Below are 15,221 nucleotides of genomic sequence, written 5' to 3'. Positions count from 1 at the left end.
CAGTTTGAGACATAGAAAAATATGCTGTGCGGCATGTGTGGCAGCAGGAGTGATCGCTCTTATGTTTTATCTGGGCGGGAGCCGGATTTTTCCGGTTCTGGGAGAATCGGAGTTTGAAAGGCTGTATTCAGACGGAGATAAGGTAAGGCTTTGCGGTCAGATTTATCGGAAAACAAAAAAAGAAGACATCTGGATTCTGTACCTTAAAGGGATCAGAATGCAGGAACAAGGCGAATCAGAAATTGAGGCAGAAGATAATCTGCTGGTCTATTTATCAAATGGGCAGGAGGAACGGGTTCCGGAATACGGGCAGTATATCCGGGTGTCTGGAACCATTTCTTTCTTTCAGAATGCCCCGAATCCGGGGAATTTTAACCAAAGATTTTATTATCGAAAACAGGGAATAACAGGAGCGCTGAAACAGGCAAGGCTTGAAGAAATCCGGGCATTTACGGGAAAAGCGGGATGGAAATACCGTCTTCTTGAATGGATGAGTGATATTCGGGAGAAAACGGCAGAGCAGATTCTTGCGTATCTCGGCGAAGAAAAGGGCGGAGTCTTGTGCTCCATGATGCTCGGAGACCGTGCGTATATGGATGAGGAGGTAAGGGAAAACTATCAGAAAAGCGGAATCGGGCATCTGCTGGCGATCTCGGGTCTTCATGTGTCTTTTGTCGGGATGGGAATATACGAAATCCTGAGACATGCCTCTTTTACAAGGACTTTTGCGGCGGGAGGAAGCTGTGCGGTTCTGATCCTGTACGCGGTGCTGACAGGAGGGAGTATATCGGCAGTCCGAGCTGCCGTGATGTTTCTGATCCGTATGGGGGCAGAGGTGACGGGAAGGGAATACGACGGACTGACGGCGGCGGGAACGGCCATGCTGCTGATGTTGTCGTTCAATCCTCTGCAGCTCTTTGACGCGGGATTCTTGTTGTCCTTCGGCGCCGTGCTCGGTGTCTACCTGATTCTGCCCTTCTGGCAGACAGAAGGGGAGGCGAAATGGAAACGCACCATAAAAATGTCGCTGTCGGTTCAGCTGGCAGTGCTTCCAATCATGCTGTATTATTATTATGAAATCAGTCCTTATTCCATATTCTGGAATTTGCTTGCGGTTCCGCTTGCGGGAATCGTGCTCGCATGCGGCTTCGCAGGGATCCTGACTGGAACGGTAGTTTCTGGGGGACTGTGGCCGGCACGCATCTCCTATGGAATAAGCGGTCTGATTCTTGGAATTTATGAAGAAGGAAGCAGGATCATGCTGGAGATCCCGGGTGCGAGATGGGTCGCAGGAAGACCGGGGACAGTGCAGATTCTGGCATACTATATGGTACTGGCCGTCATGTTGGCATGTTTTAGATTCGGGAAGAAGAAAGCCGCTTATACAGGAATTTTGGCAGCGGTTTTGCTCATGGGGTTCCCTCACGGCAGGGCGGGAGAGCTGGAAATCTATATGATGAATGTTGGACAGGGGGATGCATTTTTCCTCAGAGGACCGAAAGGTGGTACATACCTCATCGACGGAGGGAGCAGCACAGTGAGTGATGTGGGGAAATACCGGATCGAACCGTTTCTGAAATCCGAAGGTGTCGGGAAGCTGGATTATGTGTGGGTCTCCCACGGGGATATCGATCATCTTGGAGGAATTGAGGAAATGCTGAAACGACAGAAATACGGGATCCGAATCGAACGGATCGTACTTCCCGGGGAACGCTTCTGGGATGAAAAACTGTATGAATTTGCACAGACTGCCACAGAATACGGGGCAAAGGTCTACACGGTCGAAGCGGGGCAGATTCTTCGGGAAGGAGAAATGGAGCTTTTCTGTATCTGGCCGGGAGACGAGAAGGAGAAAGAAGAGATGCCGGAGCCGGGCAATGAAGCCTCCATGGTCCTTGCCCTTCGCTATCGCAGATTTGATATGCTATTTACCGGTGATCTGGAAAATGACGCAGAAGATACGGTGTCGGCAAGGATTGGGGAACTTCAGGAGCAAAAAAAGCTTTCGGACAGATTCGAAGTGCTGAAAGTCGGGCATCACGGATCGAGAAATGCGACATCGGAAAGACTTCTTGAAATAACAAGGCCGGATGCTGCCTGGGTGTCGGCCGGAGAGAAGAACCGCTATGGGCATCCGCACGAAGAAGTGCTGGAAAGACTTGCAAATTGGGGCGTCAGCTTATATAATACGAAAGACGGACATGCAGTGAAATTATGTACAGACGGGGAGAAATATAGTATACTGAGACCATGAAGAGTTTGAATGAAGATTTAAAAACCGGACAATTTAAACAGATCTATCTCCTATACGGGGAGGAGGCTTATCTGAAAAAACAGTACAGGGATCGTTTTGTAAAAGCGATGGTCTCCGAAGGAGATACCATGAATTATGCGTATTATGAAGGGAAAAACACGAATCCCCGGGAGGTGATCGACCTTGCCGAAACGATGCCGTTTTTTGCCGAGCGAAGACTGATCGTGATGGAAAATACCGGGTTCTTCAAGAGCTCGGTGCCGGAACTGGCAGAGTATCTGAAAGAGATTCCTCAGACTTCGTTTCTGATCTTTGTCGAGGAGGAGATCGATAAGAGAAGCAAGCTGTACAAGGCAGTAAAGGACAGAGGAAGGATCGTAGAATTGAAACGCCAGGATGAGAAGACTCTGGTGCGCTGGATTCTCGGTATGGTAAAAAAAGAGAATCAGAATATGACGGAATCTGCCGCCAGATATTTCCTGGACAAGGTGGGCAATGACATGGAGAACATCCAGAAAGAGCTGGAAAAGTTGTTCTGCTATTGCTTGAATCATACGGAGATCACGGTGGCGGACATAGACGCGATCTGTACGACCCAGATTACAAACCACATCTTCGACATGGTGGATGCGGTGGCGAACAAGGAACAGAAGAAAGCGCTGGATTATTACTATGATCTGCTGACGCTGAAAGAACCGCCGATGCGGATCCTGTATCTGCTGACCAGACAGTTCCGCATTCTGATGGAAATCAAGGAAATGGAAAATCAGGGAGTTCCATCCAAAGAGATGGCATCCAAAGCCGGGATCATGCCGTTCCTGGTGGGAAAATACCGGGCACAGGCACAGGCGTTTTCCGCAAAAGAGCTTCGGCAGATCGTCGAGGCGGGCGTGCAGACCGAGGAGAATGTCAAGACAGGAAGAATGGGAGATGTCCTGTCGGTCGAGCTCTTTCTGGTACAGTACAGCCGGAAAAAACCAAAGGTATCATAATATACAGACAGGATATGAGAAAGATAGGATAAGGAGACGAAAAAAGGGCTATGCATATGGATCAAAAGAAAATTCGGAATTTTTGTATAATTGCGCATATCGACCACGGGAAATCTACATTGGCAGACCGGATCATCGAGATGACCGGCCTTCTTACCAGCCGGGAAATGCAGGCACAGGTACTGGACAACATGGACCTGGAGCGGGAGAGAGGGATCACGATCAAGTCCCAGGCAGTCCGCACCGTCTACAAGGCAAAAGACGGGGAGGAATACATTTTCAATCTGATCGATACTCCGGGACATGTGGATTTTAATTATGAAGTTTCCCGTAGTCTCGCCGCGTGTGACGGTGCGATATTGGTTGTGGATGCCGCTCAGGGGGTTGAGGCACAGACGCTTGCAAATGTATATCTCGCACTGGATCATGATCTGGATGTCATGCCTGTTATCAATAAGGTGGATCTTCCGAGTGCAGAACCGGAACGTGTGATTGAAGAGATTGAGGACGTGATCGGGATTGAAGCACAGGATGCACCGAGAATCTCTGCAAAGACCGGTCTGAATGTGGAAGAAGTGCTGGAACAGATCGTGGAGAAGATCCCGGCACCGGAGGGAGATCCGGACGCCCCGCTTCAGGCACTGATCTTTGATTCACTCTACGATCCGTATAAAGGGGTCATCGTATTCTGCCGGATCAAGGAAGGCTGCATTGCAAAGGGAACACCAATCAAAATGATGGCGACCGGGGCAACGGCGGATGTCGTGGAAGTGGGATATTTCGGAGCGGGTCAGTTTATTCCTTGTGAAGAATTGTCAGCCGGGATGGTAGGATATTTTACAGCCAGTCTGAAAAACGTGAAGGATACGCGTGTCGGTGACACGGTGACGAATGCACAGAGCCCCTGCGATCAGCCGCTGCCGGGTTACAAGAAGGTCAATCCGATGGTGTACTGCGGAGTGTATCCTGCGGACAGCTCCAAATATCCGGATTTGAGGGATGCGCTAGAGAAACTGCAGTTAAATGATGCGGCGCTTCAGTTTGAGCCGGAGACTTCACTGGCGCTTGGATTCGGTTTCCGCTGCGGTTTTCTGGGACTTCTCCATCTGGAGATCATTCAGGAACGTCTGGAACGGGAATACAATCTGGACCTGGTTACGACGGCGCCCGGAGTTATCTACAAAGTACACAAGACAAACGGAGAGGTGATCGAGCTTACCAACCCGTCTAATCTGCCGGACCCTGCGGAGATTGAATATATGGAAGAACCTGTCGTCAAAGCGGAGATCATGGTAACATCGGAATTCATCGGCGCGATCATGGATCTGTGCCAGGAAAGACGGGGCGTGTACCAGGGAATGGAATATATCGAAGAGACAAGAGCGGTGCTTCACTATCACCTGCCTTTGAATGAAATCATCTATGATTTCTTCGATGCACTGAAATCCCGTTCACGCGGATACGCTTCTTTTGATTATGAACTTCTCGGGTATGAGAGGTCCGAGCTGGTCAAGCTGGATATTCTCATTAATAAAGAAGAAGTCGATGCACTTTCCTTCATTGTATTTGCAGGAAGCGCTTATGACCGGGGAAGAAAGATGTGTGAAAAGCTGAAGGAAGAGATCCCGAGACAGCTCTTCGAGATCCCGATCCAGGCAGCGATCGGAAGCAAGATCATTGCGCGTGAGACGGTCAAAGCTCTGCGTAAAGATGTTCTTGCGAAGTGTTACGGCGGTGATATCACACGTAAGAAGAAACTTCTGGAGAAGCAGAAAGAAGGAAAGAAACGTATGCGTCAGGTGGGAAATGTAGAAATTCCGCAGAAAGCATTTATGAGTGTTCTGAAATTGGATGATAAGAAATAATATGGAAAGAAAACAAATATCAGGTGGGGCGGGCAAGCCTTTGGAACTGTACATTCATATTCCGTTCTGCCTGAAGAAATGTGCCTACTGTGATTTCCTATCAGCGCCCGCAGGCGAGAAAGAGCGGGAAGAATATGTACAGATTCTGTGTGAGGAAATCAGGACAAATGCAGGAAAAGTGGAAGAGTATCAGGTCTCTTCCATTTTCTTTGGAGGAGGGACTCCCTCTCTTCTTACCGGAGACCAGTTCCGGATGATTCTTGATACGGTTCGGGATCAATATCACATTTCTGCGGATGCGGAGATTTCTATGGAGATGAATCCCGGTACGGTTACGGATGAAAAACTGAAAGCGTATAAAGATGCCGGTGTGAACCGGCTGAGCATCGGACTACAGTCTGTCCATGATGAAGAACTGCGGATGCTTGGAAGGATACACACTTATGAAGAATTCCTTGAGGCCTATAGGAGTGCGAGGATGTGCGGATTTGACAATATCAATATTGATCTGATTTCGGCGATCCCGGGTCAGACGGCGGAGAGCTGGACCGAAACACTGAGAACAGTCGCGGCTCTGGAGCCGGAGCACATTTCTGCATACAGTCTGATCATCGAACCCGGAACTTTATTCTATGACAGGTACGGGGAAGATGCAGGACGGGAAGAAAGGGCGGAGTCGGGATGTGAGAAAAGAAAGGGTGCAAATCTGCCGTGGCCTGCGCTTCCTACGGAGGAGGAAGAACGGGAGATGTATCATCAGACAGAGCAGATCCTCGTCGGTGCGGGATATCAGCGGTATGAGATTTCCAATTATGCAAAGCCCGGATACCGATGCAGGCACAACTGCGGGTATTGGAGAAGAGTGCCGTATCTGGGGTTCGGCGTGGGTGCCGCCACATTTTTTGAAGGGGCAAGATACAGTAATCCGGAAAAGATGACGGAATACAGGGATAATTTTGAAGAAAAATTTTCCGGAGAAAAACTCAGCCTGGAAGATGAGATGGAGGAATTCATGTTTCTCGGACTGCGCATGACGGAAGGCATATCGAAAACAGAATTTGAGGAAGCCTTTGGAACCGGGATCGAAGCGGTCTACGGAAAACCGATCCGGAAACTGAAAGGTATGCATCTTATAGAAGAACATGAGGACCGTATCGCGCTTACAGAACAGGGAATCGATGTGAGCAATACGGTATTTGTGGAGTTTATGTTTTGAGAAAAGGACTGTCATATGGCAGTCCTTTTGCGATAAAAAAGTGTAACTATGAAATATTTATAAAGTGGGTTGACAAAGCGTGTTGGGAGTGATACATTAATAAGCGAAGATGATGTTAGCACTCGAATATACCGAGTGCTAATAAAACAAAGGAGGGTGCAGATGGAGTCTATACAGGAACTTAGTGAGCGGAAAACGAAAATCCTTCATGCCATCATTAAGAATTATTTAGACATCGGAGAGCCGGTGGGATCGAGAACGATTTCCAAGTATACGGATCTGAACTTAAGCTCTGCAACGATCCGGAATGAAATGGCGGATCTGGAAGAACTGGGTTATATCATGCAGCCTCACACATCGGCGGGAAGGATTCCATCTGATAAAGGATATCGATGGTATGTAGATATGCTGATGAGCCAGAAAGAGCAGGAGGTCACAGAACTCAAGGAACAGATGCTGGAGAAGTCAGATAAGATGGATCAGCTCCTAAGGCAGGTCGCGAAAGTACTGGCAACGAACACCAATTACGCGACGATGATTTCCTCTCCGGTATATAACAGGAATAAGCTGAAGTTCATCCAGCTTTCACAGGTAGATGAGAACCAGTTGGTCGTCGTCATTGTGATGGATGGAAATATCGTAAAGAACCAGATTATTACACTGGAAGAGCCATTGGATAACGAAGCATTGCTGAAACTGAATATGCTGTTAAATACGGCACTGATCGGACTGTCGGTGGAAGAGATCAATCTCGGAATGATCGCCAGACTGAAGGAACAGGCAGGGATTCACAGTGAAGTGGTCAGTAATGTGCTGGATGCAGTGGCGAATGTGATACAGCTTGATGATGACATGGAGATTTACACCAGCGGCGCAACGAATATTTTTAAATATCCGGAGCTTAGCGATAAGCAGAGCGCTCAGGAGATTATCAGTGCTTTCGAAGAAAAGCAGCAGCTGGCAGCGCTGGTATCAAAGACGATGGCCAGCAGCGAGAATAAAGACATTCAGGTCTATATCGGAAATGAATCCAATGTGGAGAAGATGAAGGACTGCAGTGTTGTCACAGCGACCTATGAGCTTGGTGAGGGTATGCAGGGGACCATTGGAATCATTGGACCGAAGCGGATGGATTACGAACATGTAATGAAGACGTTAAAGACTCTGATGGCGGAACTGGATGAGATTTTCCACAGGGATGGTTAGAACATCCGGACTATGAAAGGAGAAAGGTGGCAGAACCGTTGGATAATCAGATGAGTAATGAAGAAATGGTAAAAGAAGCAGTGGAAGAGGCAAAGAAAGCCGCCATGGAAGCGGAAGCAGAAGAAGCTGCTGAAAAAGAAAATGATAAGGAAGAGGATTCCGAAGAAAGTCGGGAAGGTGAGAACAAAGAGGCCGGCGAAGCAGATGCGAAGGAAGAAGAAAAAACAGAAGAAACTGCGGAGCCGAAAAAATCAAAGCTTTTTGAAAAAAAGAATAAAAAAGACAAGAAGGATGAGCAGATTGCAGATCTGACAGATAAGCTTACCAGACAGATGGCAGAATTCGATAATTACAGAAAGCGGACTGAGAAAGAAAAATCAGCCATGTATGAGATCGGTGCAAAAGATATCGTGGAAAAGATTCTTCCGGTCGTTGATAATTTTGAACGCGGCCTGCAGTCTGTAGCTGAGGAAAACAAAGAAGATCCGTTTGTGCAGGGAATGGATAAGATCTACAAGCAGCTTATGACAACACTGGAAGGCATCGGTGTGAAACCGATTGAGGCGGTCGGACAGGAATTTAACCCGGATTTTCATAATGCAGTGATGCATATTGAAGATGAAGAGGCCGGAGAGAATGTCGTGGTCGAGGAATTCCAGAAAGGATATATGTATCGTGAAAGTGTTGTGAGACACAGCATGGTAAAGGTTGCTAATTAAAATAGCAGAATGAATGAAATAGTTTGTATATTTACACATGAAGATGCAGATATACTCTATATAAACAAAGTAAGTAAACAAATTTTTTAAAATATTAGGAGGTCTTCATAATGGGCAAAATCATTGGTATTGATTTAGGTACAACAAACAGTTGTGTAGCGGTTATGGAAGGTGGTCAGCCGGTTGTAATCGCAAATACAGAAGGTGCAAGAACAACACCGTCTATCGTAGCATTTACAAAAACAGGAGAACGTCTGGTAGGTGAACCTGCAAAACGTCAGGCAGTTACAAACGCAGAAAAGACAATTTCTTCTATCAAGAGAGAAATGGGAACAGACCATAAAGTTGACATTGACGGAAAGAAATATTCTCCGCAGGAAATTTCAGCTATGATTCTTCAGAAACTGAAAGCAGATGCAGAAGCATACCTTGGAGAAAAGGTTACAGAAGCAGTTATCACTGTTCCGGCATATTTCAACGATGCACAGCGTCAGGCTACCAAGGATGCCGGTAAGATCGCCGGTCTTGATGTAAAACGTATCATCAACGAGCCTACAGCGGCAGCACTTGCTTATGGTCTGGACAATGAAAAAGAACAGAAGATCATGGTTTATGACCTTGGCGGTGGTACATTCGATGTATCCGTTATTGAGATCGGTGACGGCGTTATCGAAGTATTATCTACAGCAGGTAACAACAGACTTGGCGGAGATGACTTCGATCAGAAGATCACAGACTATATGCTTGCAGATTTCAAGGCAAAAGAAGGTGTAGATCTTTCTACAGATAAGATGGCTCTTCAGAGATTGAAAGAAGCAGCTGAAAAAGCAAAGAAAGAGCTCTCGTCTGCAACAACAACTAATATTAACCTTCCGTTCATCACTGCAACAGCAGAAGGACCGAAGCATTTCGATATGAACCTGACAAGAGCTAAATTCGATGAATTAACTCATGAACTGGTTGAAAAGACAGCAGAACCGGTAAGACGTGCACTGTCTGATGCAGGTATCACAGCGTCTGACCTTGGCCAGGTACTTCTGGTAGGTGGATCTACCCGTATCCCGGCTGTACAGGAAGAAGTAAAACGTCTCACAGGCAAAGAACCGAGCAAATCTCTGAATCCGGATGAGTGTGTAGCCCTTGGTGCATCCGTTCAGGGCGGTAAACTGGCTGGAGATGCCGGCGCAGGCGACATCCTTCTTCTGGATGTAACTCCGCTGTCACTGTCCATCGAGACAATGGGTGGTGTTGCTACAAGATTGATCGAGAGAAATACAACAATCCCGACCAAGAAGAGCCAGATTTTCTCTACTGCTGCAGATAACCAGACAGCAGTTGATATCAACGTTGTTCAGGGTGAAAGACAGTTCGCAAGAGACAACAAGTCCCTCGGACAGTTCAGACTGGACGGAATTCCGCCGGCACCGCGTGGAATCCCGCAGATCGAAGTTACATTTGATATCGATGCAAACGGTATTGTAAATGTATCAGCAAAAGATCTGGGAACAGGAAAAGAACAGCATATTACGATCACAGCAGGTTCTAATATGTCCGATGCAGATATCGATCGTGCAGTAAAAGAAGCTGCTGAGTTCGAAGCACAGGATAAGAAGCGTAAAGAAGCAATTGACACCAAGAATGACGCAGACGCAATGGTATTCCAGACCGAGAAAGCAATGAAAGAAGTTGGTGACAAGATCGATGCTGCTGACAGAAGCGCAGTAGAAGCTGATGTTCAGACTCTGAAAGATTTGCTTGCAAAAGCAGGCGATGAAATGACAGATGCTCAGGTCGCTGAGATCAAGGCTGCAAAAGAAAAACTGATGGAAAGTGCACAGAAGCTGTTCACAAAGGTTTATGAGCAGGCTGGTGCTGCAGCCGGCGCAGCAGGAGCACAGGGTGGACCGGCTCCGGAAGCAGGACCGGCACCGGAAGGATACAACGGAGATGACGTTGTAGACGGAGATTATAGAGAAGTTTAAGTTCTTGTTTAACAAAATTATTTTCTGCAAGGCGGGTAAATCCGTCTTGCAGATTTGTTGCTATGCATACGAAAAAGTAGAAGTGATGAGGTAGGGTTATGGCAGAATCAAAAAGAGATTACTATGAAGTCCTTGGTGTCTCCAAAGATGCGGATGAGGCGACATTGAAGAAAGCATATCGGGCTTTGGCCAAGAAATACCATCCGGATATGAATCCGGGGGATGCCGAGGCCGAAAAAAAGTTTAAAGAAGCCTCTGAAGCATATGCAGTACTGAGTGATCCCGAAAAACGTCGTCAATATGACCAGTTTGGACATGCCGCCTTTGAAGGAGGTGCCGGCGGAGCCGGGGGATTCGGAGGATTCGATTTTAACAGCGCAGATTTCGGCGATATTTTCGGCGATATATTTGGTGATTTATTTGGCGGAGGCAGAAGAGGAGGCCGTGCCAATACCGGTCCTATGAAAGGGGCAAATATTCGAAAAGGTGTTAGAATTACATTTGAAGAGGCTGTGTTTGGCTGTGAGAAGGAACTGGAGGTTGTGTTGAAAGATCCGTGCAGTAAATGTAACGGTACCGGGGCAAAACCGGGAACAAGTCCGGAAACCTGCAGCCGATGCGGTGGAAAAGGACAGGTAGTCTATACATCCCAGTCGTTCTTCGGAACAGTACAGAATGTACAGACTTGTCCGGAGTGTCAGGGAACAGGTAAGGTTATTCGCGAAAAATGTCCGGATTGTGGCGGAACAGGATATACGTCCAGTCGAAAGAAGATTAAGGTTTCTATTCCGGCAGGTATTGATAATGGACAGAGCGTACGGATTCGCGAAAAGGGAGAACCTGGGGTGAATGGAGGTCCGAGAGGAGATCTTTTGGTCGAGGTTACTGTTTCACGGCATCCGATTTTCCAGAGACAGGATGTACATCTGTTTTCAACAGCACCGATTACATTTGCACAGGCAGCGCTCGGTGGTGACGTAAGAATTAAGACGATTGATGGCGATGTGCTTTATAATATAAAACCGGGAACAAAGACCGATACGAAAGTGCGTCTGAAAGGAAAAGGTGTTCCTTCACTCAGAAATCCGCAGGTACGTGGAGATCATTATGTCACGCTTGTGATTCAGACACCGGAAAAATTAAGTGCAGAGGCCAAAGAGGCACTTCGCAAATTTGATGAATTGACAGGGAATTCTTTGAATCAGGAAGAAGAACCCGAAGGAAAAACAAAGAATAAGAAAAAAGGCTTCATGGATAAGGTGAAGGAAAAGTTAGAAGAATTGGAAGAATAAAAAATATGCGTTTCGTGTGAACATCCCACATGAAACGCATATTTTTATTCTTCTTCTTCCAATTCGCTGCCGGCGATGCCACCAATTACTGAAGTAACACAGGCGGTAACGATAGCTGCGATGATTGCAACTGCGATAATGCCAACCAATAATACCATAATGTTACCTTCCTTTCTTTGCAATATAAATATTATAGCACAATTTGCATAATTAATACAGTAAAATTGAGAAAAATTTCTACATTAAAAAAGGCTGAAAGTCAAATATATCTTGGGAATCAATGTGACTTTTTGAAATTTCTGTGGTATAATATCGCGGTAAGCAAATTCCGAGGAAAATTTTTTCGGTTTTTGTACTTTGTTATGTGGCAACATGCAGTAACTTAGAATCGAGGAGGATATTTAAATATGGCAAGAGTAAGCAAACGTTCTAAAGCAGTAATTGATAAGAATGTAAAAGCAGCAGAAGCAAAAGCCCCGGTTAATGCAGCAGAAGTAAAAGAAGCTGTAGAAGTTAAGACAGAAGAAGTAAAAGAAGCTGCAGCAGCTATGGCAGAAGAAGCGGTAAAAATGGCAGAAGAGAAGGTAGAAGACGTGAAAGAAGCTGTAGAGAAGACTGTGAAAGATGTAAAGAAAGCAGCAGCTAAGACAAGAAAAGAGGCAACTAAGAAAGAAATCAAGACAGAAATTGTTTTGCAGTATGGTGAAAAAGAAGTAAATACGAAAGATATGGTTGCGGCAGTTAAGAAAGAATGGACAAAGGCAAAACACAAAGTATCAGACATCAAGTCCATGGAACTCTATATCAAACCGGAAGATTACGCTGTATATTATGTAATCAACGGTGAAACAACCGGTAAGATCTGGCTGTAGAATTATATAGTAGTTAGTGAATGTATATTGCCATTGTTCGTTTTCCGGAAAGAAGAGAAGCAATTCTTTTCTCCGGAAAAATCGAACAGAATCATTTCTTTTTTCTAATAGAAGTATGAACTGGAATCGGTCCTGATTTTCCCATGATTGTATAAAACAACAGAATATAGGTAAGATCTGCGACGATCTTAGAACGGAGGAGAATAATGCAGAATTTTACACAATATACACCTACTGAAATTGTGTTTGGAAGCAAGACGCATCTTCAGGCGGGAATAGAAGTGAAAAAATGGAACGGACACAGAGTGCTGATCGTTTATGGAGGAGGAAGTGTCGTGAAAAGCGGTCTTCTGGAAACGATTGAAAATGCTCTGCGAGAAGAGAAAATTACATATGAAGAATTTGGCGGAGTGAAACCGAATCCGAGACTCGCATATGCGGAACGGGGAGTTCAGAAGGCGTTGGAGTTCGGGGCGGATTTTATCCTGGCCGTTGGTGGAGGCAGTTCGATCGACACGGCGAAAGCAATTGCACATGGGGCAGCGAATCCGGGAACAAAGCTATGGGATATCTGGACGCAGAAAGTGCCACTTACCCGGTCTCTTCCGATGGGATGTGTACTTACGATTGCGGCAGCCGGCAGTGAGATGAGCTCATCTTCTGTTCTGACAAATGAAGAGACCGGGGAAAAAAGTGGAATTACCACGGTATTTAACCGCCCCAAATTTGCGATTATGAATCCGGAACTGACATTTACTCTGCCACCATATCAGATTGCATGTGGAGTTGTGGATATTATGATGCATACGTTGGAACGATACTTCATTCCTAATCAGAAAAACCAGATGACAGATGAAATCGCAGAAGGGCTTCTCAGGGTCATGATCGAAAATGGAATAAAAGGATTTAAGAATCCAGAGGATTATGATGCGATGAGTGAGATTATGTGGTGCGGAAGTCTGTCGCATAATGATCTGACGGGGCTTGGCAGAGAAAAAGATTTCTGTGTGCATAAATTCGGACATGCTCTCGGAGCGAAATATGATCTGGCACATGGGGCGACTTTGTCTGCAATGTGGGGATCCTGGGCAGAGTATGTATATCGATATGATGTGGATCGTTTCTGCCATTACGGTCAGAAAGTGTGGGGAATTCAGGGAAAAGATGCTGTGGAGACAGCGCGGGAGGCAATCCGGAAAACGGTGGATTACTTCCGCAGCCTGGAAATGCCGGTGAATTTGAAAGAGCTTGAAATCGGGACACTCAGTGATGATACTTTGATGGAACTGGCAATGAACGCAACCAAAGGCGGAACGGTAAAATTATCGAAAATAAAGGAGTTAGATGTAAACGATGTTTATCAAATCTTTCAGTCGGCAAACGGAAGATAAGATGGATATTAACTGGAAAAATTTCTATAAACAGGTATGTCTGCTTATCATTCCGATGGCGCTGCAGAACCTGATCAATGTCGGGGTTCAGGCAGCCGATGTATTTATGCTGGGACGGGTTGGGGAGAAGGTCCTTTCCGGAGCATCGCTTGCCGGACAGATTCAGTTCATCATGACGCTGATCCTGTTCGGAACTACGTCAGGAGCTACGGTGCTGACTGCGCAGTATTGGGGGAAAAAGGATACCCGGACGATTGAAAAAATCCTGGGGATGGGCATGCTGATCGGTATTGGCGGAGCATTGGCTTTCGCTTTGGCAGCCGAACTGATCCCTGAGACACTACTCCGGATCTATACAAATGACCCGGAAGTCATTGCGGAAGGCGTGAAATATCTGAGGATTGTTGCGCTTTCTTATGTAATCATGGCGGCAACTCAGGTCTATCTGTATATTATGCGCAGCATTGAGAGGGTCGTAATCGCGACGGTCGTATACGGTGCTTCACTTATAGTGAATATTATAGTCAACGCAGTGTTGATCTTCGGGCTTATGGGATTCCCAAAGATGGGAATTGAAGGAGCGGCGATCGGAACTTTGATTTCAAGAATCCTTGGACTTATGATTGTAATATGGTATGCAAAATTCAGAAATAAAGTGGTCCGTTTTCATTTGAGCGACATGTGGAACATTGATAAAGTGCTGTTGAAAGACTTTTTGTTCTACGCGACTCCGGTTATTTTGAACGAGCTGGTATGGGGAATGGGGAGCTCTGCCAATACGGCGGTGATCGGACATCTCGGCAGTGCAGCAGTCGCGGCAAATTCTGTTGTGCAGGTGGTAAGAGAACTTTCCACAGTGGTTGTTTTCGGTGTCTCGAATGCGACGGCAATCTATCTGGGGAAAACGATCGGAGAGCGACAGTATGAGCTCGCGAAAGCATATGGCAGAAGATTTGCGGTTCTGAGTGTCATCACTGGATTCATTGCCGCGGGGATCATATTGGTTTCGGCTCCGGCAGTGAGCAGATTTATGACACTTTCTCCGGAAGCAAAGAGTTACCTGATGTTTATGTTTTTTGTTATGTCTTATTTCGCGCTGTGTCAGGCTATTAATACAACACTTGTGGTGGGGGTGTTCCGCTCGGGGGGAGACACCAGATTCGGACTTCGTCTGGATGCAACTACGATGTGGTGCTGTTCCATCCTGCTCGGAGCGATCGCAGCGTTCGTTTTTCGGGCCAGTGTTCCGGTGGTTTATGTATTACTGATGAGTGACGAAGTGATCAAGGTGCCGATCACTGTCAAGCGTTTCCTGGGGTATAAATGGATCAAAAATGTAACGAGGGAGCAGGAAGAACTGGCAATGGATTAGTTACAGATTATTTGGAAAAAGGATTGGATTTTCCCGAAAGCTATGGTATTCTAGTACTAT

Annotated in this window: 11 protein-coding genes; all 11 read left to right on the top strand. The window is 46.3% G+C overall.

The features are described from left to right. The first annotated feature begins 4 nt into the window (after nucleotides 1-4). The 11 genes from ACTNB3_RS04170 to ACTNB3_RS04120 all read left to right on the top strand — a co-directional run bounded on the left by ACTNB3_RS04170 (nucleotide 5) and on the right by ACTNB3_RS04120 (nucleotide 15,161). Entirely contained in the window at nucleotides 5-2,254 is a 2,250-nt protein-coding gene (locus tag ACTNB3_RS04170) for a DNA internalization-related competence protein ComEC/Rec2 (protein ID WP_427805514.1), read from the top strand. Continuing rightward, nucleotides 2,251-3,246 (top strand): DNA polymerase III subunit delta, encoded by a 996-nt coding sequence (gene holA / locus ACTNB3_RS04165; RefSeq protein WP_441016924.1) that lies wholly within the window; start codon nucleotides 2,251-2,253, stop codon nucleotides 3,244-3,246. The genes ACTNB3_RS04170 and holA overlap by 4 nt, the downstream gene beginning before the upstream one ends. A 50-nt stretch (nucleotides 3,247-3,296) precedes the next feature. Then, complete coding sequence (gene lepA, locus ACTNB3_RS04160) at nucleotides 3,297-5,111, top strand: translation elongation factor 4 (RefSeq protein ID WP_427819020.1); 1,815 nt, start codon at nucleotides 3,297-3,299, stop codon at nucleotides 5,109-5,111. 1 nt (nucleotide 5,112) lies between these two features. Further along, nucleotides 5,113-6,327: a radical SAM family heme chaperone HemW gene (gene hemW / locus ACTNB3_RS04155; protein WP_427819019.1), complete on the top strand. Its 1,215-nt coding sequence runs from the start codon at nucleotides 5,113-5,115 to the stop codon at nucleotides 6,325-6,327. A gap of 162 nt (nucleotides 6,328-6,489) precedes the next feature. Next, nucleotides 6,490-7,533: a heat-inducible transcriptional repressor HrcA gene (hrcA, locus tag ACTNB3_RS04150; protein WP_441024580.1), complete on the top strand. Its 1,044-nt coding sequence runs from the start codon at nucleotides 6,490-6,492 to the stop codon at nucleotides 7,531-7,533. A 26-nt stretch (nucleotides 7,534-7,559) separates the two neighbouring features. Beyond that, the gene (gene grpE / locus ACTNB3_RS04145; RefSeq protein ID WP_441024579.1) at nucleotides 7,560-8,252 is read left to right on the top strand and encodes a nucleotide exchange factor GrpE; all 693 of its coding nucleotides are present in this window, start codon (nucleotides 7,560-7,562) and stop codon (nucleotides 8,250-8,252) included. Between the two features lie 110 nt (nucleotides 8,253-8,362). Continuing rightward, entirely contained in the window at nucleotides 8,363-10,234 is a 1,872-nt protein-coding gene (dnaK, locus tag ACTNB3_RS04140; RefSeq protein WP_427805520.1) for a molecular chaperone DnaK, read from the top strand. Nucleotides 10,235-10,332: 98 nt separating this feature from the next. Beyond that, the gene (dnaJ, locus tag ACTNB3_RS04135; RefSeq protein ID WP_427805521.1) at nucleotides 10,333-11,526 is read left to right on the top strand and encodes a molecular chaperone DnaJ; all 1,194 of its coding nucleotides are present in this window, start codon (nucleotides 10,333-10,335) and stop codon (nucleotides 11,524-11,526) included. A gap of 407 nt (nucleotides 11,527-11,933) precedes the next feature. After that, nucleotides 11,934-12,398, top strand: a complete 465-nt coding sequence (locus ACTNB3_RS04130) for a DUF6465 family protein (RefSeq protein WP_427805522.1) — start codon at nucleotides 11,934-11,936, stop codon at nucleotides 12,396-12,398. A gap of 206 nt (nucleotides 12,399-12,604) precedes the next feature. Further along, nucleotides 12,605-13,789 carry an iron-containing alcohol dehydrogenase gene (locus ACTNB3_RS04125; protein ID WP_427819018.1) on the top strand — a complete coding sequence of 395 codons (1,185 nt, stop codon included), beginning with the start codon at nucleotides 12,605-12,607 and terminating at the stop codon, nucleotides 13,787-13,789. Continuing rightward, entirely contained in the window at nucleotides 13,752-15,161 is a 1,410-nt protein-coding gene (locus ACTNB3_RS04120; protein ID WP_427805524.1) for an MATE family efflux transporter, read from the top strand. Before ACTNB3_RS04125 ends, ACTNB3_RS04120 begins: the two co-directional genes overlap by 38 nt. Nucleotides 15,162-15,221: the final 60 nt, after the last annotated feature.

Origin of the sequence: Bariatricus sp. HCP28S3_D3 (assembly GCF_052065755.1) — a bacterium.
Taxonomy (GTDB): Bacteria; Bacillota; Clostridia; order Lachnospirales; family Lachnospiraceae; genus Allocoprococcus.
The sequence above is the reverse complement of the archived record's forward strand: the minus strand, read 5'-3'. Positions and strand labels throughout refer to the sequence as shown.

Excerpts from the sequence above, each read along its gene's own strand:
- holA (WP_441016924.1), top strand. The coding sequence starts at position 2,251 with ATGAAGAGTTTGAATGAAGATTTAAAAACCGGACAATTTAAACAGATC.
- lepA (WP_427819020.1), top strand. The coding sequence starts at position 3,297 with ATGCATATGGATCAAAAGAAAATTCGGAATTTTTGTATAATTGCGCAT.
- hemW (WP_427819019.1), top strand. The coding sequence starts at position 5,113 with ATGGAAAGAAAACAAATATCAGGTGGGGCGGGCAAGCCTTTGGAACTG.
- hrcA (WP_441024580.1), top strand. The coding sequence starts at position 6,490 with ATGGAGTCTATACAGGAACTTAGTGAGCGGAAAACGAAAATCCTTCAT.
- dnaK (WP_427805520.1), top strand. The coding sequence starts at position 8,363 with ATGGGCAAAATCATTGGTATTGATTTAGGTACAACAAACAGTTGTGTA.
- dnaJ (WP_427805521.1), top strand. The coding sequence starts at position 10,333 with ATGGCAGAATCAAAAAGAGATTACTATGAAGTCCTTGGTGTCTCCAAA.
- ACTNB3_RS04130 (WP_427805522.1), top strand. The coding sequence starts at position 11,934 with ATGGCAAGAGTAAGCAAACGTTCTAAAGCAGTAATTGATAAGAATGTA.
- ACTNB3_RS04125 (WP_427819018.1), top strand. The coding sequence starts at position 12,605 with ATGCAGAATTTTACACAATATACACCTACTGAAATTGTGTTTGGAAGC.
- ACTNB3_RS04120 (WP_427805524.1), top strand. The coding sequence starts at position 13,752 with ATGTTTATCAAATCTTTCAGTCGGCAAACGGAAGATAAGATGGATATT.